The 21494-nt window shown below is 56.1% G+C and carries 17 protein-coding genes; 10 read left to right on the top strand and 7 right to left on the bottom strand.

Features of this window, described 5'->3' with window-relative positions:
- Positions 1-125: 125 nt before the first annotated feature.
- Both GOX66_RS15475 and GOX66_RS15470 read left to right on the top strand, forming a co-directional pair.
- The gene (locus GOX66_RS15475; RefSeq protein ID WP_170763635.1) at positions 126-1646 is read left to right on the top strand and encodes a trimethylamine methyltransferase family protein; all 1521 of its coding nucleotides are present in this window, start codon (positions 126-128) and stop codon (positions 1644-1646) included.
- 74 nt (positions 1647-1720) lie between these two features.
- A complete protein-coding gene (locus tag GOX66_RS15470; RefSeq protein WP_170763634.1) occupies positions 1721-2692 on the top strand; it encodes an agmatinase in 972 nt (323 codons plus the stop codon).
- Here GOX66_RS15470 and GOX66_RS15465 read toward each other — a convergent pair.
- From GOX66_RS15465 to GOX66_RS15445, 5 genes are all read right to left on the bottom strand, one after another.
- Positions 2689-3666: an arginase family protein gene (locus GOX66_RS15465; protein WP_170763633.1), complete on the bottom strand. Its 978-nt coding sequence runs from the start codon at positions 3664-3666 to the stop codon at positions 2689-2691. The genes GOX66_RS15470 and GOX66_RS15465 overlap by 4 nt on opposite strands.
- A gap of 53 nt (positions 3667-3719) precedes the next feature.
- Positions 3720-5309: an ABC transporter permease gene (locus tag GOX66_RS15460; RefSeq protein ID WP_170763632.1), complete on the bottom strand. Its 1590-nt coding sequence runs from the start codon at positions 5307-5309 to the stop codon at positions 3720-3722.
- Positions 5302-6339, bottom strand: a complete 1038-nt coding sequence (locus GOX66_RS15455; protein ID WP_170763631.1) for a quaternary amine ABC transporter ATP-binding protein — start codon at positions 6337-6339, stop codon at positions 5302-5304. The genes GOX66_RS15460 and GOX66_RS15455 overlap by 8 nt, the downstream gene beginning before the upstream one ends.
- A 77-nt stretch (positions 6340-6416) precedes the next feature.
- The gene (locus GOX66_RS15450; RefSeq protein ID WP_170763630.1) at positions 6417-7367 is read right to left on the bottom strand and encodes an ABC transporter substrate-binding protein; all 951 of its coding nucleotides are present in this window, start codon (positions 7365-7367) and stop codon (positions 6417-6419) included.
- Between the two features lie 276 nt (positions 7368-7643).
- Entirely contained in the window at positions 7644-8516 is an 873-nt protein-coding gene (locus GOX66_RS15445) for a LysR family transcriptional regulator (protein WP_170763629.1), read from the bottom strand.
- A gap of 83 nt (positions 8517-8599) precedes the next feature.
- Here GOX66_RS15445 and GOX66_RS15440 point away from each other — a divergent pair, with 83 nt between their 5' ends.
- Genes GOX66_RS15440 through GOX66_RS15420 form a run of 5 tightly spaced genes read left to right on the top strand, consistent with a single transcriptional unit; the run spans position 8600 to position 14369 of the window.
- Positions 8600-10063: an aldehyde dehydrogenase family protein gene (locus GOX66_RS15440; RefSeq protein ID WP_174822760.1), complete on the top strand. Its 1464-nt coding sequence runs from the start codon at positions 8600-8602 to the stop codon at positions 10061-10063.
- Positions 10063-11040 carry a membrane dipeptidase gene (locus GOX66_RS15435; RefSeq protein ID WP_170763628.1) on the top strand — a complete coding sequence of 326 codons (978 nt, stop codon included), beginning with the start codon at positions 10063-10065 and terminating at the stop codon, positions 11038-11040. Before GOX66_RS15440 ends, GOX66_RS15435 begins: the two co-directional genes overlap by 1 nt.
- Complete coding sequence (locus GOX66_RS15430) at positions 11037-12722, top strand: hypothetical protein (RefSeq protein WP_170763627.1); 1686 nt, start codon at positions 11037-11039, stop codon at positions 12720-12722. The genes GOX66_RS15435 and GOX66_RS15430 overlap by 4 nt, the downstream gene beginning before the upstream one ends.
- Positions 12719-13348, top strand: a complete 630-nt coding sequence (locus GOX66_RS15425) for a DUF3726 domain-containing protein (protein ID WP_170763626.1) — start codon at positions 12719-12721, stop codon at positions 13346-13348. Before GOX66_RS15430 ends, GOX66_RS15425 begins: the two co-directional genes overlap by 4 nt.
- 10 nt (positions 13349-13358) lie before the next feature.
- Positions 13359-14369, top strand: coding sequence for an Ldh family oxidoreductase (locus GOX66_RS15420; RefSeq protein WP_170763625.1), 1011 nt, complete (start codon positions 13359-13361; stop codon positions 14367-14369).
- 166 nt (positions 14370-14535) lie between these two features.
- Here GOX66_RS15420 and GOX66_RS15415 read toward each other — a convergent pair whose 3' ends face one another.
- Positions 14536-15462 carry a response regulator gene (locus GOX66_RS15415; protein ID WP_170763624.1) on the bottom strand — a complete coding sequence of 309 codons (927 nt, stop codon included), beginning with the start codon at positions 15460-15462 and terminating at the stop codon, positions 14536-14538.
- A gap of 557 nt (positions 15463-16019) precedes the next feature.
- Here GOX66_RS15415 and GOX66_RS15410 point away from each other — a divergent pair.
- Together GOX66_RS15410 and GOX66_RS15405 are read left to right on the top strand one after the other, a co-directional pair.
- Positions 16020-16769: an acyl-homoserine-lactone synthase gene (locus tag GOX66_RS15410; protein WP_237212628.1), complete on the top strand. Its 750-nt coding sequence runs from the start codon at positions 16020-16022 to the stop codon at positions 16767-16769.
- Between the two features lie 409 nt (positions 16770-17178).
- Entirely contained in the window at positions 17179-18312 is a 1134-nt protein-coding gene (locus tag GOX66_RS15405; RefSeq protein WP_170763623.1) for a response regulator, read from the top strand.
- A gap of 51 nt (positions 18313-18363) precedes the next feature.
- On the opposite strand, the gene GOX66_RS15400 is transcribed toward GOX66_RS15405, so the two are convergent.
- Positions 18364-19710 carry a cytochrome P450 gene (locus tag GOX66_RS15400; protein ID WP_237212627.1) on the bottom strand — a complete coding sequence of 449 codons (1347 nt, stop codon included), beginning with the start codon at positions 19708-19710 and terminating at the stop codon, positions 18364-18366.
- Between the two features lie 299 nt (positions 19711-20009).
- Here GOX66_RS15400 and GOX66_RS15395 point away from each other — a divergent pair, with 299 nt between their 5' ends.
- Positions 20010-21425, top strand: a complete 1416-nt coding sequence (locus GOX66_RS15395) for a sensor histidine kinase (protein ID WP_170763622.1) — start codon at positions 20010-20012, stop codon at positions 21423-21425.
- Positions 21426-21494 lie beyond the last annotated feature (69 nt).

The raw sequence follows: 21494 nt of genomic DNA, 5'->3' as shown, positions 1-21494 counted from the left end.
CAGGACGGTTGCCTGTATTGAAAAATCGAAACTGCGATTGAGGATTCTGATAATCTCAGTTCACCTTTGCGATGCGTGCAAATTGACCCTTACGGTGCGAGAAAGGGTCACAGGAGAGGGAATGGATGTCATTCGAAGGAGCAAGGCGAAGCGGCCGTCGGGCCCGGCACGCGCAGCGTGCGGCCAAGCCGGTGGTTGATCCCTGCCCGCCCGGCCAGACCGGCGGGGCGTTCAAACCGTTGACCCAACCTGAGATTGAGCAGATTTATGACACTGCCCTCCGCCTTTTGGAGACTTTGGGTATGGGCAATGTCCCGGACAGGCTGGCCGCCGACCTTAGGGCGGCAGGGGCACAACCCGGTGAGCCAGACCGGTTGGTGTTTCCACGCGAGATGGTGGAACGGGTCGTCACATCGGCTGCGAAGACATTTACCTTCCATGGAAGGGACAAAACCCGTTCCATCGAAGTAGGTGGCGACCGCGTGTTCTTTGGCACCGGAGGCGCTGCCGTACAGACGCTGGACATAGACAGCGGGCTATACCGACCGTCCACACTCGCCGATCTGCATGATTTCACACGGCTGCAGGATACGCTGGCCAATGTCAGCTGGTTCACTCGCTGCTGCGTGGCGACGGACCTGCCCGATGTATTCGATCTGGACGTCAACACGGTTTACGCGCTGGTCAGCAACACGACTAAACCGATCGCGACCTCGTTCACGCTGGCAGAGCACGTCGCGCCCATTGTCGAAATGCTGGACATCGTGGCCGGAGGGCCGGGTGAGTTCGCCAAACGACCGTTTCTGAAAGCCCATATCAGCCCGGTGATTTCCCCGCTGCGCTATGGCGAGGATGCGGTGGACGTTGTCTATAAATGTATCACGCACAACATCCCCATGTCCTGCATCACCGCCGCGCAGGCGGGGGCGAGTGCACCGGCGACGCTGGCCGGTTTTCTGGCGCAATCTCTGGCCGAGACGCTGGCCAGCCTCGTGATGGTCAACACGATAAAACCCGGCTTTCCGATGGTGTTTTCAAACTGGCCCTTCATCGTCGATCTGCGCACTGGTTCCTTTGCCGGGGGCAGCGGCGAAACCGCCATCCTGAACGCTGCCTCGGCGCAGATCACCAACTGGCTATGTCTGCCGTCCGGCGTGGCCTCATCCATGACCGATGCCAAGGCCATCGACGCGCAATATGGGGCTGAGAAAGGCATAACTTCTCTTGCGGCAGCTCTGGCCGGAGGCAACCTGATTTATGAAAGCTCAGGCATGACCGCGTCCCTGCTGGGCGCCAGTTTCGAGGCTTTTGTGCTGGACAATGAAATGCACTCGCACACCTATCGGGCGTTGCGCGGGATCGAAGTGACCGAGGAAAACCTCGGCTTTGACGCGATATGCCAGTCGGTTTTGGGGGACGGGCATTTTCTGGGCAGTGCTCATACTTATGCGGCAATGGAGCGGGATTACTTTTATCCCGCGCTGGCAGATCGAAACGAGCCGCGTACATGGGAAACGGAAGGCGCGGTGGACGCCTGGTCTGTCGCGCGTGATCGGGTGAAAAAGATTCTAGCCACGCATCATCCTAAATACCTGACTGACGAGCAGGACGCAGAAATTCGCAGGCGGTTTCGCATTCTGATCTGAGCGTGGCGGCGCATTCCCAAGCCACAGTCGAAACGCTAGGGTCTTCAAGGAAAACTGCAGAGCAAGGGGAGCACATGACCAATTCTTTTTTTCAGCCGGTGTCGGCTATGGAGCTTGCACGTTTTGCCGGTGTGCCGACTTTCATGCGCCTTCCCAGCCTGACACTGGACCATGATCGAATTGCTGAGGTCGAACTGGGCCTTGTGGGCATTCCCTGGGATGGCGGGACTACAAACCGCCCCGGTGCGCGGCATGGTCCACGGCAGTTGCGCGATTATTCCACCATGATCCGGGCGATGAACCCGGTTACAGGTGTGGCACCATTTTCGCTGGTCAATTGTGCGGATCTGGGTGATGTCGCACCCAATCCGGTCGATATCGAAGACACGCTGAATCGGGTCACGGGTTTCTACACTGAACTGCACAAGCGTGGCATTGCACCGCTTACAGCCGGAGGAGATCACCTGACGACCCTGCCCGTACTGCGCGCCCTCGCTGCTTCGGGTCCGCTGGGGTTGATCCAGTTCGACAGTCACACGGACCTGTTCGACAGCTATTTCGGAGGTCACAAGTTCACTCACGGCACCCCGTTCCGTCGTGCAGTCGAAGAGGGGCTGGTCGACCCAAAACGCTTTGTTCAGATTGGCATTCGCGGAACCGCCTACAACACCGAGGACATTGAATGGGGCGAAGCGCAGGGCATCCGCATCATCCGTGTTGAGGAATTGTTCGACCGGGGCATTGACGATGTTTTGACGGAGGTGCGCAGCATTGTCGGAACGTCACCGACCTATTGCACCTATGACATCGATTTCGTCGATCCGACCTTCGCGCCCGGCACCGGCACGCCGGAAATCGGCGGGCCGAACAGTTTTCAGGCGCAGCAGGTCATCCGCCGGATGTCCGGCGTGAATCTGGTTGGAGCCGATCTGGTCGAGGTCTCGCCACCGTTCGACGCCTACGGAGGCACTGCATGGCTGGGTATCTCACTGATGTTCGAGCTGCTTTGCGTTCTGGCGCAGGCCGTCGACGCGCGACGCAGCTAACCAGCGACATTCTCGGCAATCATCGAGATCATCTCGAACATCACCGCCGCTGCCGTCAGGGCGGTGATATTGTTCGGACTGTCCTTGGTGGGCATCATGCAAACCACGTCACCTCCCACGATATTCAGCCCGCGCGCCGCGCGCAGGATGCCGACGGCTTCGTCAATATCGAACCCCTTTTCGCCGGGCTCCAGATTGGACACGGCCGGCGCGACTGTTGGATCAAGGCAGTCCAGATCAAAGGTGATATAGACTGGGCGATCACCGAGAACCTCTTTGGTTTGCGCCACGACATCTTCCAACCCGCGTTGGCGGAATTCGCGCATGGTGACGATGTTGTAGCCATAGTCGTATGAGGGCTGCAGCCAGTCCAGACTGCGCGGATGACCCCGCAACCCAATTTGCATGGATCGCGCCGGGTCGACCTGCCCCTGATCCACCAGATAGGCCCCCCAATGGGCCGCGGACTTCTTGGCGCCCAGAAAATGATCGACCTTGGTGAAAACATCCGTATGCGCATCCAGATGCAGAAAACTGACCGGTTGCCCGCTCGCCAATTTACCACGGCCCAGCGCCTGTACGATCCCGCCTGTTATGGAATGGTCGCCGCCGACGGAAACGGGGCGCGCACCGGCTGCGTCGATATCCTTGTAAAAGGCGGTGATACGTTCAATGCAATCCTCGTTATCGTTTGCGCGGGGGAACGGCACATCGCCCACATCCGCAATCCGCGCGCTGTTCCACGGGTCGATCCCGAACACGGAATGCACGCGGCGCTGTACCGCCGAAACGTGCCGCAAAGCACGTGGCCCCAGATGCTGATCCCTTTCGGTGGTGCCATTGCCGGTTGAATGTGGCACGCCAACCAGCGCGATATTCTGCTCTTTGGGCCCGACATTGGGGCAGCGGAACAGCGTCGGCACACCCCACCAATAAAGATTGTCCATCATTGATTGTTCGTAGCGGTCGGTCATGATTGCTCCCGTTCAAAAAAAACGCCCCCGGTCGGAACCGGAGGCGTGGGGGGTCAGATTTTCTCGTCTTCTCGCCGGAAGGCGCCCTGAACGATGCGGTCCATGACCATAGCAAGGAACAGAATGGCAAAGCCGCCCAGCAGGCCTGGACCCTTGGCTGCGTATTGCAGCGCCTCCAGGATTTCCTTGCCCAACCCGCCACCGCCGATCAGTGAGATGATCACCACCATCGACAGACACATCAGGATAGTCTGGTTCACGCCGGTCATGATCGACGGCAGGGCTAATGGAATTTCGACATCCTTCAGCAATTGCCATTTCGAGGCTCCAAAGGCCACGGCAGCCTCTTTGATACTATCCGGTACCCCTCGCATTCCCAGCGCGGTCAGGCGGATCACCGGCGGCATACCAAAGATGATCGTGGCCAGAATGCCCGGCGGGTTACCGGTGCCAAAGAAGGCAATGATCGGAATCAGGTAGACGAAGGCCGGAAGCGTCTGCATCAGATCCAGAACCGGTTCGGCGGCGCGATAGGCCCGCTGGGATTTACCGAACCAGATGCCCAGCGGGATGCCGAAGACAACGCATAGCAGCACTGCTGCGCCCACAAGCGCCACGGTCTCCATGGCCACATCCCAGTACCCCAGCAGAGCGATATAAGCCAACGAGGACGCGGTGAAAATTGCCACCCTCGGCCCTGCCGCGCGCCATGCAGTCACGCAGATCACCAGCATTACAACCGGCCACGGAGACCCGATCAGGGCAACTGTCAGTGCATCCAGAACAGAACGCACGCCAGCCACGATCCCGTCGAAAACGTCGCCCCCCGCTGCGGCTGCGGCGTCGATCTGCGCCTCCATCCAGCTTGCCAGAGTTGAAAACAGCGTCCCGCTACCTTCCCCCAAGATCATCTCGGACACTGCCTGCTCGGGGAACGCATCCAACAGAGGAAATGAGGCATTCACGGTGAATTTGTACACGATCAATGGCCCGATCGCCGCGATCAGCACGGCGCCCAGAACGATATTCCGCGTGGATCTTCCGCTTTCTGTGCTGTTCGGGTCGATCCGCCATTTTGAATACTGTTTTTCATAGACGCGATCTGCGTAGAACCCCTGCGCCAGCTTGAATACCAACAGCATCAGTAAGCCGGTGACCATGATCCCAAAGGCTTCGGACTGCGCCGCCGCCGCTTTTTCAAAACTGGAATCGGCAGCTTTCTGGATGTTCTCGGCCAGCTTGGTAAACCGGTCTATTTCATCTTTTTCGGTGGCCGCCGCCGCGCGCTCCAGCAACTCGTTCGCGCGGCCTTGCTGACGTTCGGCCCGTTCGGCCAGATCAGCGCCGGGGTTGCCCCACGCGCCCCGCCCGATCTGTACCCAGGCGATGATTTCAAGGATCAGAAAGGTCCAGAACATCCCCCAGATTGCACGAGACGCCGACCAGAACGGCCCCAGCACGGCGGCCCACAGGTTGAACGTATTCGGAACGGCGCTTGTCGCATCGTGGATCTTGTGAAACGCCTTGACGTAGTAGTCCCCGCTCGGGCCGACAAACTCATGGATCGAGTTGTCCAGCTCTTCGCGATCCACTTCGATATCCGAGGCGGCAGTGACTTTCAGTTCCATTGTTGCATCAGTCATTTTTGCCCCCCTGAATACCGCGCAGCAGGCGCGGCTTTGTGACAACCCCGACATCACTGCCTGAATCTGTGATGATGACGGGCATTTCCGTGTTCACGGCAAGGTCGATCAACTGATCCAGATCGGCCCCCTCATCCGCGCGCGGAGCACCATCGGTCGGGCCGGAGTAACTTTCGATCGGCTCCATGATCGAATGCGCCTTGACCAGTTTGAGCTTGGAAATGCCCTGCACAAACTCGCGCACATAGTCGTCGGCCGGGTTCATGACGATGTCTTCGGGCGTACCTATCTGCACGATCACGCCGTCCTTCATGATGGCGATGCGGTGGCCGATGCGGATGGCTTCATCGAGGTCATGAGTGATGAACAACGTGGTCTTTTGCAGCTGCGCCACCAGAGCCTTGAACTGATCCTGCAACTGTAGCCGGATCAGTGGATCAAGTGCCGAGAACGGCTCGTCCATCAAGAGAATCTCAGGGTCAGATGCCAGTGCTCGGGCAATCCCGACCCGCTGCTGCATACCACCGGACAGTTCCTTCGGCAGGCGATCCTCATATCCTGTCAGATCCACCAGCCCCAATGCGTGGTCGGATACGGCCCAGCGCTTGGATTTGGACACTTTGCGAATTTCAAGTGGATAGGCCACGTTATCGCGGACCGAACGGTGCGGCATCAGCGCCATATGCTGAAACACCATCCCGATTTGCTGCGCCCGTATACGACGAAGCTCGGCTTCGGAAATCTTGGACACATCATGCCCCAGAATTTCGATCTTGCCCGCAGTCGGTTCGATCAGGCGGTTGACGTGTCGCACCAGCGTCGATTTCCCTGAGCCCGACAAGCCCATGATGCAGAAAATCTCGCCCCGCGGTACTTCGAAGGACGCGCCCTGCACGCCGACCACGCAATGGAATCTTTCAAGTACTTCAGGCTTGCCTATGCCTTCACTCCGGACGGCGGCCATTGCTTCTTCGGCCCGTGCGCCAAAGATCTTCCAGACATCCGTCAGTTTAACGACTGTTTCGGTCATGTTTGTCCCTTTGAAGCAAAACAGGCCGCCGGGCGATCCCGACGGCCTGTCCATGTTTCAGTTCCGGTCGACGTCAATCACTCGGACATCCAACCCAGAACGGCATCTTCGTTCGCACCGACCCATTCCTCGGCGTAAGCCGCCGGTTCTTTGCCTTCGATCACAAGCGCAAAGGTCATGGCCGACACCGTGTCAGTATCCAGCTTCATGTTGGACAGCAGAGTAGCCACTTCAGGGAATTCGTCTTCGAGCGACTTGGCGTAATGAAGGTGCAGATAGGCAAGGTCCCAGGCAACGCCGGCTTCTGATTTCTCCAGCCAGTCCGGATCGTCCGTGGGCTGCAGAACGTTCCATTTGGACGCGTCATAGGCCGGTTCTTCGAGAATCTGCATGTCATGCAGAGCAAACACGTAATGCGGCGTGTAGCAGAACCCGACCCAAGGCTCACCGGCTTTGATCGCGTTATCGAGGTTCGCATAAGCCACCGTCTCGTCAATTTCCGTCAGTTCAAAAACCTGGTCATAGCCATAGGACTTCGCGCGGATCTTTTCGACATTGGTCGAGGCCCACCCAGGCGCACCGATCCACAGTTCACCCTGCCCGTCCCCGTTGCTGTCAAACAACGCCGCGTTGTCCGGATTGGTCAGGTCTTCGATAGAAGTAATACCATGGGCTTCGGCGGTCGCCTTATCTACGCACATGCCCTGAAACGCTTCGACGCCGTTGGGGTTGATCGCAACGGTACCCTTATCTTTCACGTATGTGTCGTGCAAGTTCTGCTGGTTTGGCATCCAAACCTCGGGATGCACATGCATGGCACCGGAATCCATCGCTTCAAACACGATCGGATTGGTCCCATTCTGCAACTCAACTTCAAGACCGAGATTCTGCTCAATCGCAACTTTCAAAATATGAGCAGTGGCATTCACTGATGGCCAGTTTGGCACTCCGATCACGATATCTGCAGCAAGGGCTGGCCCGGCGACCACAGCGGACGCGCCTCCCAGTAACGTGGCTAGTTTTTTCATTTGGCAACTCCATGTTGGGTGTTTGTGGTGCGCATTCTTCTTACCGCAGGGGGTAGCGGAGCACCTTTCAAACAATGTCGGGAAGCCGGTGCCTCCCGGTTTATTGGTCAGCGGCTCGACAGGCCCGACCGACCAGAAAACTCAAACATGCGAGCACGCTGCCCATCAAGAATTACATAAGAACCAAATCAAATATGCGAAATTATCGTAATTTTGTTTCTGCTTTTTGCGATTCGAGGCCGATTTCACATGCAGAGAAAAGGCCTGGTTGATCTATTATTCATGGCCATTTGCCAGAATATATTCGGCGGCCTCATCAGCGAGGGACTGGAATCGGGATCTCTCACTGACATAGAGATAGACCTGCCGCCGGTCCGTGAGATCGGCAATAGGTCGAAAAGCGGTTGCCTCGGGGATAAACTCGGCAACTGTTTGCGGCAGAACGGTTACCCAATCGCCTGTCCGCACCATCGTAATCAAGGAATGCGTATTATGGACGGTAACGTCAGCCGCAGCGATGGTCTCATGAAATCGCGGGGACTGTATGAGGTCGCAGAGCGCGTTGCGAATGAAAGGAACCTCTCCAACATCCTCAAGCGTTGGTGCTGCGGGACGGGTAATCAGGTGGTGCTCTGAAGCACAGACCAGGCCGAACCGGTCTTCAAACAAAGGAATGGCCCTGACGCCATTCAACGCGTGGTGTCCCGAAGCGAGCCCGATATCCGCTTTACCTTCTACAAGCGCATCCAGAACCTGCTGCGTGTCGGTGTCGCGCAGTTCGATCTTTAGGCCGGGAAAGCGGCGCGTCATATGTGCCAGTACTTTCGGAAACACGAGTGCGGCAACCGAAGGTACGGACACGATCCGCAGCAGGCCGTGCTCAGCATTCGCCGCCGCCTCAATGTTCAGAACGGACTGATCGAACTGGCGCACTTGTTTCAGGGCGATCTCAAACACTTGTTGCCCCAAATGAGACAGTCGGTTTTTCCTCTCACCCTCGAACAGTTTTTTACCCAGATGGTCCTCAAACTGCTTCAGGGTCATGGAAACAGCGGATTGCGTCCGCCCCAGCCTGTCGGCGGCCTCAACCAGATTGCCGGTTTGGGCAACCGTGCAAAAGCATCGCAGCGTTTCGATCTTGATAGCCATACTTCAATTTTCCTGAAATTTACTTAATTAGTTTGAGTTTGACTGATATCGCAGAAAGATTCCATCCTGCCCCGGACAAATCCATGACTCTGGGGCGTATCGTGACCAAATTGAACCTGATCGCTGGCGAATGGCTGGCAGGCGAGGCCGAGATTGAAAACCGCAACCCGTCGGACCTGAGCGATCTGGTCGGCCTTTTCACTCAGGCCAGCGCAGATCAGCTGGATGCGACATTGGATCAGGCGAGCGTTGCACAAGCCGAATGGGCGGCCTATGGCCCCGAGCGCAAACAAGCCGTTCTGATGAACATCGGCAACGAATTGATGTCCCGCGCCGAAGAGCTGGGCACATTGCTGTCCCGCGAAGAGGGCAAACCGCAGGCCGAAGGTAAAGGCGAGGTCTACCGCGCTGGTCAGTTCTTTACCTATTACGCCGCCGAGTGTCTGCGCCAGATCGGTGAGAATGCCGACAGCGTTCGGCCCGGCGTCGAGATCGACGTGCGGCGCGAGGCCGTGGGCGTGGTGGCGATCATCAGCCCGTGGAACTTCCCGACGGCCACCGCTTCGTGGAAGATCGCTCCGGCACTGTGCTACGGCAACGCGGTTGTTTGGAAACCCGCGAACATCACCCCGGCCTCTGCCGTTGCCCTGACCGAGATCATCGAACGGCAGGACATTCCCAAGGGCCTCTTCAGCCTCGTCATGGGCTCGGGCCGGTCGATTGGTCAACGCCTTGTGGAGAGCCCCAAGATCAATGCAATTTCCTTCACCGGGTCGGTTCCGGTGGGCAAAGGCATCGCCGCCGCCGCGATCCAGAATCTGACCAAGGTTCAGATGGAAATGGGGTCGAAAAACGCGCTGGCCGTGATGGACGACGCCGATCTGGATCTGGCGGTGACACTGGCCCTTGGTGGCGCGTTCGGTGGCACCGGGCAGAAATGTACGGCGTCGTCGCGACTGGTCGTCCATGCCGGGGTGCATGATGCGTTTGTGGAAAAACTCGTAGCCGGTGCGCAGGCGATGAAGGTCGGGCACGCGCTGGAGGATGGCACCCAGATGGGGCCGGTGGTCAGCCAACAGCAATTGCAGGAAAACCTGGCCTATGTCGATCTGGGCAAATCCGAAGGCGCTGAACTGGCCTGTGGCGGCCAGCGGCTCGAGATGCCGCATGACGGGTTCTACATGTCCCCGGGCGTGTTCCTGAACACCAACAACAATATGCGCATCAACCGCGAAGAGATGTTCGCGCCGCTGACCAGCGTCATCAAGGTTGGCAGCTATGATGAGGCGCTGAGCGTGGTCAACGACACCAATTTCGGCCTGACCTCGGGCATCGTCACACAGAGTCTCGCCCGCGCGACCCATTTCCGCCGCAATGCGCGCACCGGGGTTGTTACCGTCAACCTGCCGACGGCGGGCACCGATTATCACGTGCCCTTCGGTGGCCGTGGTGACAGTTCTTACGGTCCGCGCGAACAGGGCAAGGCGGCGGCAGAGTTCTACACCACCGTCAAAACCGCCTATATCAGCGCCGGAACCCCGGTCTGATGCGGATCGACGGGCTTCAATACGCCAACTGGTCGGAAAAGATTTTCCGCCAACTGCGCGAAGGCGGCGTGGATGCGATCCACGTCACCATCTCGTATCACGAGAACTTCCGCGAAACCGTCCTGAACTTTGAAAAGTGGAACCGCTGGTTTGAGCAGTACCCCGATCTGATCATGAAAGGCCGCTGGGCCAGCGATATCGACATCGCCCGCGAAACCGGGCGGACGGCGGTATTCTTCGGCTTCCAAAACCCCTCGCCCATCGAAGATGATATCGGGCTGGTGGAAATCCTACACGATCTGGGCGCGCGGTTCATGCAACTGACTTATAACAACCAGTCCCTGCTGGCGACGGGCTGCTATGAGGACGAAGACACCGGCATCACCCGCATGGGCAAACAGGTCATCAAAGAGATGAACCGTGTCGGCCTTGTCGTCGACATGAGCCATTCGGCGGACCGCTCGACCATCGAGGCCGCCAACATCTCGGAACGCCCGATCGCCATCACCCACGCCAATCCCCACGAATGGGCCCCTGCGCTGCGCAACAAGCGAGACGAGGTGATCCGGGCCGTCACTCAAGACGGTGGGATGCTGGGCTTTTCGGTCTACCCTCATCACCTGAAGGACAAATCCGCCTGCACGCTGGGAAGTTTCTGCGAGATGATCGCCCGCGCGGCCGACACATATGGGGCGCAGCATCTGGGGATCGGCACTGACCTGTGTCAGGACCAGCCAGACAGCGTGGTCGAATGGATGCGCGTCGGTCGCTGGACCAAGGAGATTGACTTTGGCGAAGGCTCCGCAAGCAATCCCGGCTTTCCCCCGATGCCGGGCTGGTTCCAGGACAACCGTGACTTTGGCAACATCGAAGCCGGTTTGCGCGCCGTTGGCATGAACGCCGAGGAAATCTCGGGAATCATGGGGGGAAACTGGTACCGTTTCTTCGCTGAAAACTTCGGACCGCAATCCACATGACCCAAGCCAGCGCTCATATCCCGCGACGCGACCCCGCGCAGGTGATGCGCCTGTCCAGGCTGGGGTCGCTGCATCAATGCCGGCTCAGCTTTATGCGGCAGCTGACTCGCCGCATGGCACAGGAGGGCTGGACCTTCACCCGCCCCGTCTTTGACGTTGACGAAAACGGTGTAGGCCACGCCGTCTATACCGCGCACGGCCCGGAACACGCCTACTCGCTGGTGGCCTTCGCACATGACCTGCCACCCGAGCAACGCTCGGACCGGGTCATCGCCGAGGCATGGGATGCAACCTTTACCCTGTTTGATGGCATCCCGACGGCGCAGGACATCCGGCGCCTTTCGCAAAACGTCCCGCTGCAAGAGGCCGGGCGCGTCAGCGAAAGCGAGTTGTCCCTTTCCCGCGCGAACCGCTCTGTCCGCCTGTGGGCGCATGTGGTCGACAGCCTCGCTGCTGGCCATCAGCCCGATCTGGATCAGATTTATCAGGTCGGCTACCTGATGCGCACCACTGCCGTTTACGGTTCGGGCAAGTTCGGTGCGGCGGACCGTGAAAAAACCTGTGACCGGGCGGAATTGAACGCCCCGTTTCAGGCCGAAATGTTGTCCGTATACCTGACCCGTACCTTCGTGCGCGATCTCGTACAGCACATGGCGCGCGCCAAAGGTGGCGACCACACTGCAGAGCTCGATCCCGCCATTGCCCGTTGGCTGGGCATCGGCAACTCCACCGGGCTGGGCATGGCTCCGTTCATCGTGAACCATCCGATCCTGTTTAACAACTGGATCATGGCCCGCGAGGAAGCAATCTCGCGCGTGCGGTCCCTGGCAACGGCGTCGGAAGACGAGGCCCAGACGTTCCGTGACATCTTTGACCGCAGTAAATTGTCGATGTCGTGGTGGCGGTCCGAACACCCGATCCAGGTTGAAAAGCTTTCGTCCCTGAACGCCGATCTTCAGGCTATTTCAGGGTACTTAACTCAGAACAATCTGACACAAGACCATCCATGGGACAGGCTGATACGCTGGTCCGAGGAAGCACTTAGTGAAGAGGGGCAGGAACTGCTCGCCTCACTGATCCTGGAACCATTTGGCGACATGGTGGATGGGCTGACCGGTTGCATGGCTGACGGCAACGCACACGCGCAGATCATTGACGGGTCCATGACAGTGGTAGAGGTACGCACCCTGATCCAAAACACCTTTGAATGGGCGTTGGATCTGGACTGGACCACCGAGAAAAACTGCGCCCGCGCCTGGTATGTTTCTGAGGAGAAACTCGAACCGCGGCTTGGCGAACGGTTCGAGGAGCCGATTGCCGATTACGAACAACCGCTGGCACCGGCGCGGGATGCCGCGGCCGCTCACACGGCACTCGCGCAATGGCAAGACGACACGCGAATTGCCGAATTCATGCTGCGTCACCCGGAACACCGCCACACGATCCGACGTGCGCAGATCGGCCGCGTCGCCCCCTATAGCGAGATTCGCGACAACACGATCAGCGCCAGCGTCATGCCTATCGACATGCTGCGCGCCAAACTGTCCTTTTTTGGCGCAACGCATTTCGACCCTCGCTCGGACCGCTGGGTGCGGATCTGCATGTATGCCGGCGCCCCCTACCCCGAAGAACTGACAGAAGACAGGGCAGATTTGTGGGTCTATCCGGAGCCTGCGGAATGAACTTTTCACTTAACGAGGTCGAGGCCACCGCCAAACGAGCTGCCCGAGGCGCAGGATATAGCTGGGGACATGCCGAAGAGGCTGCAAAAGCAACGCGCTGGCTATGTGCGCAGGGTCTGGACGGCACTGGTGCTCTGGAACGTCTACTGAATCAAAACCTGACTGCGTCGCCTGAAAGCCACGCTCCCAATACGAATGAGTGCATCTGGGCCGGGCAAAAAGCGCTTTGCCCTTTGATGGCCGGGGCGGCGCTATCGGACTGCGCACTACAGCTGAACGAAGCTGCCATCTCTCTGAAAGACGTAGCAGTTCCCACCCTGCTTTTGCCTTTCGCGGCCAATGCCGCACGGCTGCTTAAAGCTTGTGCGACGATTGAATATGACGGAACAGTAGCCATCACAGACGGTTATTCCCTGACACTGGCAACTGCTGTGCCGGATCACGCGCAACTCGTTTCCATTGGTCTTGGCGGAACCCTTGCCGAGACGACTTCGCCCCGATCCCGTGCGATTCCCGATCCGCTCGTTTGGGCTGCCCTGAACCAATTCGCACACCGTACTTACGCTCCCGCTACCGAGGAATCCCGCCTGCGCGGGGCCGGATCGGGCCTGTCAGACAACGACTGAAGAGATCAAAATGGTTGAAACCCGCACCCTGACCCTTGCTGAAATTGAAGACCTGGCCTTTCGCGCGCTCGTTGCCGCCGGCACGACCGAGACCAATGCCCGCCCGCTGGCCGTTGCCACGGCTGCAACAGAAGCGGACGGTGTTGCCAGCCACGGTCTGGCCTACATACCGATATACTGCGAACATGTTCAGTGCGGTAAGGTGGACGGTTCAGCGCAACCAACCCTGTCTCAACCCCGCCCCGGCGTGGTGAATGTGGACGCGGCAACCGGCTTTGCACACTCCGCCATCGATCTGGGGTTCGAAGCCCTGATCTGTGCTGCGCGCGGTCAAGGCATTGCCGCGCTGGCAATCCGCAACAGCTACAACTGCGGCGTCCTCGGGTATCATACATTCCGGCTGGCTCAAGCCGGGCTGGTTGGGCTTGGGTTTACCAACGCACCAGCCTCCATCGCCCCTTCGGGAGGCGCAAAGCCAGTCGTCGGCACCAATCCCTTCTCGATCGCAGCTCCGGGAACCGATGGCCAGCCCGCCCTGCTGATCGACCAAAGCGCCAGCACCATCGCCAAAAGCGAAGTGATGAAACACGCCCGCGAAGGTAAACCAATCCCGGTTGGCTGGGCTTTGGACGAAGATGGCAACCCCACCACCGACCCGAATGTCGGCCTCAAGGGATCGATGGCCCCGTCGGGCGGTTACAAAGGTGTCGGAATAGCCCTTTTGACTGAGATCATGGCCGCCGCCTTAACCGGCGCCACATTGGGCCTGAACGCGTCGCCCTTTTCCGGCACCGCAGGTGGGCCACCCCGCACAGGGCAGTTCTTTATCGCGATTGATCCCACCGCGACAGCCGATGACGCGTTTGCAACTGGTCTCAACACACTGGTCGACGAAATCCGTTCTCAGAACGGAGCGCATCTGCCGGGTGACGGCCGGCGCGCGAAACGCATTCTGGCCGCAACCGAAGGCGTTGCGGTCAGTACCGCGACGCTGGATAAAATCGAAGCGCTCCTGAGTTAGTGCCTCTGAACCGCAAGAAATCAGGATTGATGGGGCGACAAAGAAGGACAGTTTGGCTGGCTTCCATTGCGGACGCCTGCCTCAATCGAACGCCATAGATGCAGGCGGTGCCGAAGAATTGGATCCCGCTAGAGGTTGGTTTCCATACGACTGACGCCGATTTTATTTAGCCAAACCTGGCAACTTGGGCGTCGCGGGTTTCGGCCAATTCCACAGCCTTGTCGATCAAAAACAATGCTTCCATTTTGGAGGTGGCATTCAGGACAACTTCTTCCCCTACTTGGCAAGCAATAGCACTTTCGCCAACTTCTTTTGGATTTCCTGGCAACGGGTTTAGGGCCTTTTCTGCGCTAAATTCCTTTTGATTGTCGTGGACAAGCAGGAATACGCCATTGCCCCAATACGTCGCGACCTTGCGTCCTTCCTGAGTAGCCGAGAGGAGCGCGGTTCCAGCCGACGCCAGGGAGTCACGAAATTCGCCGGAACTGCCCGACTTGTAGATTTGCTCGATGTCAGTGACTTTTACCGCCACGATTTTCGAAGCCGTCGCATGCATCGTCGAAAGCTGAATTACGTAGTTCTCGAACTCGGCCAATCCAATGCATCCGGGCAAATCTCCTAAGTAAAACGGGTCACTCAGAAGAAGGTCTTGATTGGCCTCTGCATCCTGCCACGCGTGCTCATCAGCTTCCATCACCTCGATCGCGGCTCTGCGTTCCGCTGCCATCCTGTAAGCGTCCGAAAGCCTTTGCTTCAGATCAGAAAATTCAAAAGGCTTTGTGACATAGTCTGTCGCACCCGCTTCGAATGCTTCGTCAATGTACTGTTTCTGCACCATGGCGGTGACCATGATTATAGGCGTGTACAGGTAGCCAGGAATCTTGCGGGCTTCTTCGCACAGATTAATTCCGTTCATCTGCGGCATCTGCACATCAAGAAGCAAACAGTCGAATGCTTCTGTCGGTTCTGACAGGATCTGAAGGGCTTCGCGGCCGCTTCGTGCGGTGACGACATCTTTGTACCCGAACGCAGCCAGAACACTGTCTAGCAGTTCCAGGATGCTGGGGTCGTCGTCTACAGCAAGTATACGCATAACTATTCACCAACCTTTGACACCAAAAAACCGCTGGGCATTGCAGACAAAGAGCAACGGTTGATTGGTGCGTAAACTCTCAGGATTTTTCCATGTTGCCGGAAAAAGGCGGCAAAAGGGTGGCCTAAGAGGGGCCTCCTTATGTCTGCGCATTATTTTTGCATTCAATCAATTTGCCAGTGGCAACCCGGCGCGTCGAACGCAGGGTTTCTCTGATTTACATGGCGCTGAAACCGCTTTGTTTCGCACAGCACAAAAAGCTGCACTCGTTTTTGATCCAATAGCGGGAGGTTAGACAACCTAAACGCTTATCCGGAGGAAATGATCAATAGATAAAATTTTTCAACGCGTTGAAAGCTGGGTCGGATATTGGAAGAACTGCCAGTGGCGGAAACAAGCCCGCAGATAAATGAAAGGGTCAGCCCCCCCTTCAGCCATGTCTGTTTGAGGGATGTGAATTGGACACACTTATCCGGCAATTCTGAAGACTACTGCATAAGGTTGTAGACTCGATGAGTTGAATCTTGTCATAAGTGTGGCGAATATATGAGTAAAATATGGACCGACCACTCAGGTACGACCAGGCGTTCTCAGTGCCGGAAGTTATTCCGGACCTGAACCCTGCCAACGATGCACCAACTGCGCCAAATTCATTGGTGCAACCCAAGCTGTTTACACTCGAGCGCGAACTGTCAGCGCCTCGGGGCGAGCTTGGCGATATTCGCGCGACCACCATGAGCTTTCGAAACATTCATGAGCACGGCACGCTGCTTGCCAAATATCTTGAGACGCGAAAGTCCATATTTATAGATCGCTTAAAGTGGCAGGTTGGCGAAGCCGACGGGATGGAATTCGACCAATACGATACTCCGGCATGTCAGTGGGTCGTGCTTCATGAATTCGGTGAGATACTTGGCGGGGTGCGTCTGCTGCCAAGCACTGCGCGATGCGGCGTATACAGTTACATGTTGCGCGACGCGCAGAGAGGCATTCTCAGGGGAATGCCAACCGATATTCTGTATTTTGACGCACCGGTTAAACCGAGTATCTGGGAAGCTTCGCGGTTTTTTGTGACGGGCGGAGTTTCTTCTGCACGCAGGCTCGTCGTTCAGCAGGAATTGTTTCACCAAATGACTGTTGCTGCGAAACAAGGTGGAGCCTCCAGAATACTCGGAATCGTTCCTTCCGTCTGGGCGCGATGGTCCCGGCGACTAGGCGTTGGGGCCTCGCCCGTTGGAGCAAAATTCTCGATTGATGGTACCGTAAGTCAGTCGGTTTTGTTCAACATCAATAATCAGACAGGCTAACGCGTCTGAAAGTTGCCCAACCTCCAGTCCCAATCAAACTCCTATACGATGAGTTGTTCTTACAGTTTGGCGTATTTGGCGCAACTTGGCCGAAATGTCGAAATGGTTCTTGATGACACGAGGGGCGAGGAACACTCTTTTCGGTCCTGCTCTTGTCATAGCCACAACGTTGTTTTGGTTACGCGCTGCGGTCTTCAAAACCAATCAGATGACACAATACATGTCCGAAACTCGGTGTGAATAAAACGGAACTTCTGAAAGAATATAATTGGCTTAATGGTCAATAACGTCAAAATAAGGTCAAGAAAAAACCCAATTCCATGTGGTTTTTCTTCTTTTATGCCGCTGTTTCGTCCTACTCGTTTCCTAGGCTGGCTCCGTTAAACGGATCAAAAGCGGTTCATCAGTCATGAAACATTCCAACCCCGGAAATGATCGATTCCAAAGCAAGTTGGAAATGCGTGCTCTCAGAAGGGCGACGCTTAATGTACTGGCCGTCGATGACGATCCAAGCATTCTCAATTTACTCCAGTCGGCGCTTCCCGAGCTCGAAAACTGCTACGTTTCGGTCGCCGATTCAGCCTCCGAAGCGCTCAGACAGATCGAGGCCGCGGAAGCCCCGTTCGACTGTCTGCTGGTGGACATTCAGATGCCTGAAACCAGCGGTATTCAGTTACTTAGGCAAATTCGAAGCATGCCAGGAAATCTGGAAACGCCGGTGATAATGCTGACGGCAATGGACGACCGAAAATACATCGAAGAGGCCTTTTTAGAAGGTGCTTTCGACTACATCACAAAGCCCTTTGATTTTTTCGAACTGCGTAGTCGCATGAATGCGGCTCATCTGCTGATGATGGAACGCATCAGGACGCAGACATCTTCTGCCTCGATAAAAAACCTTCGCGAAGAATTGGATTTTCATCAGCAGTTCAGCTTTGAAGATCCGCTGTCTATCGACGGGCTGGACCGGTGTTTGCGATATATCGAATTCGACAATTACGTCGAGCAGCTCTCAAGGAGCTGTCGGTGTGATTCCTGGGTTACGGCTGTCAAACTTCAGAACGCTGACTACCACTACGATCTGAATGGCTTTGGTAACTTTCGACGTGTCATTTCGGATGTTGCGGAGTGCATAGAAAGGACTTCGAAGAAAGCCAGGGCAGTGTTCTCTTACCGTGGAAGCGGTGTTTTTCTTGTTGTCACACATGGACGGGATTGCACGGACATGCTCCCGACCGAACATCGTCTCAACCTGAAGTTAAGAACGGTCCTCGGCAACCATTGCGGGTCGGTGCCTCTCAAGGCGTTGGTGAGTGCTCCGGTGTCGATGCGCTCAATTACGAAAGCTGGCGCGTTCGCTGCCTTTAAAAAAGCCATCGACGGATTAAGCAATCGAGAGGGAGCAACCAGAATGCATGCAGCACCCCAATCCGGTTTGTGTTCCGCGCCGGAGCCCATCCAAAAAGAAAAGGGTGCTGGAAGATTGTTCGACACAGTAATGCGCGAGCTTTATGGCGAAAGCACTTATCTGGACAAACAATAGGCTACGCTAAAACGTGACACTTACATTGCGCCGGGCGCGACAGTTGTGACCTCACAAACCTTCCGGAACTCGTTCAGCGTTAAGTATGAGTGGTCCGCTGGTGCGCATCGTAAATGTCAAAACCGGTTCCGGCATTTGCGCATCTGCAAATGAAAAGTTGATACGACGGAGCACTGACGCCATCAAAACCATGATTTCCGTCTCGGCGTACTGGGCGCCGATGCAAATCCTGGGGCCATCTCCAAATGGGATATACTGGCCCCGAGGCAGAGGACCATTCAGAAAACGTTCCGGCCGGTATTGCGCGGGGGCATCCCACAGCTTCTCGTTTCTGTGCAAAGAGTAGACAGGATAAAACAGCGCATCGCCTTTTTCGATCTTTACACCCTTGATTTCGATGTCTTCAGCCGCATCCCTGGCAAAAAATGCGGCTGATGGATAAAGACGCAGTGTTTCCTTAATGTGCGCCCGCAACAGCGGCATGGACTCAAGATCGGCAAATTCCACTGGCCCCCGGGGGCGAACAGACAGAATCTCACTGCGAATTCTGTTCTGCATATCCGGGTTCAACGCCAGCAGGTAATACCCCCAAGCCAATGCATTGGCCGAGGTTTCATGGCCAGCAACAACAAAGGTCAACAGATTGTCGACGGTTGTCTCTTCGTCCTCGAAATCCGTTTTCAGGGCCTCAATCATAAAATCCAGGAAGTCCTGCGGTTCGCTACGGTTTTCAGACCGACGTTGTGCGATGACCTGCCGGGCCAGGTCGCGCATATCTGTGACTGGTGCCTTGCTGATTAGCCACTTTTTGCGTGGCAACCATTTCGGCAAACCCATCAAGTCGAATAGCGAAATATCCGAAATATAGTTGAAATACGCGATCAGCCCCACACGAATTTGTTCTGAGCTAACTTCTTCGTTGCCTGAAAAGATCACTCTGGAAATGTTTGTCAAAGTCGATGCCGGCGCAACTTGCGCAACGTCTACAGGACCTTCGTGTTCCGCCAAAGATTTCGCGACCTCGGCACCCGTTTCAGCAAAGTGTCGGGCGAGAACCGGAAGGTTTCTGGCCGCAAACAAAGGGGAATACCTGCGCCTTTGCTGGCGCCATTTTTCACCTTCGGAAAGGATCAGGCCGTTACCCACCGCTGACCCGATAATATCCTTTGTGAACTTGGCCTTGGGAAAAGCACGGCCTTGCCCCACAAGCAATTCGGTGATCATTTCCGGGTCGCAAATATAGTGAATATTCAACGGACCGCGAACATAGGTCTGGCGCAAAGTCTCTGCCGGTATGACTTCCAGCATGTTGCGGCCGGCAGACCTTGCAAACTGAAGTAAGGATACCGGCTTTTCCGCAAGTTTTGCCGAAACAGGGGTGACGTCGAACTGTCTCATTTTCGCCATTCCAACAGCGGTCAAACCATGGTCCCCTCGAGTTTCCTCTCCAGTCTTTAGGATCATTTATGTGGAAAAAGTCTAACTTAGCAACGAGATCGTCGATTTTTTGGAAATTGGTTTTGCACATACGCTGTGGCGAATAGCGGCCTTTGTTCGTCGAGAGCTTCCCTGATCTACTCAACAATTGCGCGGCGGACTGAGGAATTATTGCCAAACTGTGAACCCATTTCCGACCAACTACGTCCTCATTGTTCGGATAAAGACATGCTGAGAGTGCGAGCAATGAAATCTTTGGGATGACAGTCATCGAAGCGACGCAGACGGACCGGGATACCGGAGCACAGGAAGACCGGCTTCTGCAAAACATCAAGGATTACACTGCCATGAGCTTTGCGCTCTTGTGGCAGCGGCAGGCAATATTTTTGGCCACAACGATCCTGACCGGATTCTTTTTCGATCCAATCAACGCTTTGTTGTTTTATGGGACGATCCTCATTTGCGAAGTGCAGGATTTGATACTCGCCAGACGCGTGCCCCGTCTGAATCCAGACCAGCGCAAGGCAATTGCAATGATGGTCGTTTGGATACTGCTGAATACGATACTCAGCTCAACTGCGATTTGTTTATATGCCGTTTCAGTGGCCTTTAAACAGCCAACCGGCGGGCACTTCACCCCTTTGTTCTTCTTGTTTGCCGCCGCGTTGTTTGCGGCCATGAACAACCACCAGTTTGTCTGGGCTATGATAGTCCGTCTGTCCATGTATGGCGTTTCGTTCATGGTGATTGTCGTAAAGGACATTTGGATTGAACGGCCCGAGCTTTCGTCGGACCTTTGGCTGCATTTCTTTACAGTCATTTTTGTCATGTACTTCCTGATCGACTGCTCGCTGGTGTTTCTCAGGCTTTACCGGAAGAATCTGGAGCAACTGGAGAAACTCAAAGAAGAGCACGAAAGAACCAAAGCCGCTTACATTGCGAAAACTCAATTCATTTCCACAGTCAGTCATGAGCTGCGGACACCTTTGACATCAATCAAAGGTTCGCTTGATTTAATAAACTCCGGTGCGCTGGGTGAAATTCCCGATAAAATGGAAAACCTTGTTCACCTGGCAAGTAAGAACAGTGAACGCCTTGCTTCGCTGATTAACGATGTTTTGGACATTCAAAAAATGGAAGCCGGTGAAATGAGCTATCGTGAGGGAACAATAGACGTTCATGCGCTGGTTCGAGAGGCGATTTCCTGCAATCTGGGATATGCAAGCGCCCACAATGTGGAAATAGCAGAAGACATCCGCGGCAAAAGCGACGTGTTCATCAAAGGCGACGCATCTCGTCTTCTTCAGGTTTTGACCAACATGATATCCAACGCTGCCAAATTCTCCTTTGATGGCGGTGAAGTCACTGTCGGGTGCAAGAAAACCGGTCCCCGCGTGCGCATTTTCGTAAAGGACAAAGGTATCGGGATTCCCAAGGGCTGCCGGGACAAAGTATTCGACCGATTTTCGCAAATTGATTCATCTGATGAGCGCCATGCGGGAGGTACCGGTCTTGGGATGAATATTTCCAGGGAAATTGTCGAACATTTTGGCGGTACGATTGACTATAAAAGTACACTTGGAAAAGGTACGGAGTTTTTTATTGAACTCCCCATTTGCGAATGCATCGAAAATACCTCAACCGGGCGCGCCCGGAGACCCGGCGCGGCACTGTAAATGCAACTTGGCTTGGTTGCCCGGTTCCGCCCGAGGCACGTTGGCAGCGACGGCGCGCTGCCTTCGGGC

It is taken from the genome of Ruegeria lacuscaerulensis (assembly GCF_013031245.1).
GTDB lineage: Bacteria > Pseudomonadota > Alphaproteobacteria > Rhodobacterales > Rhodobacteraceae > Ruegeria > Ruegeria lacuscaerulensis_C.
This window is presented reverse-complemented; position numbering and strand designations above follow the sequence as displayed.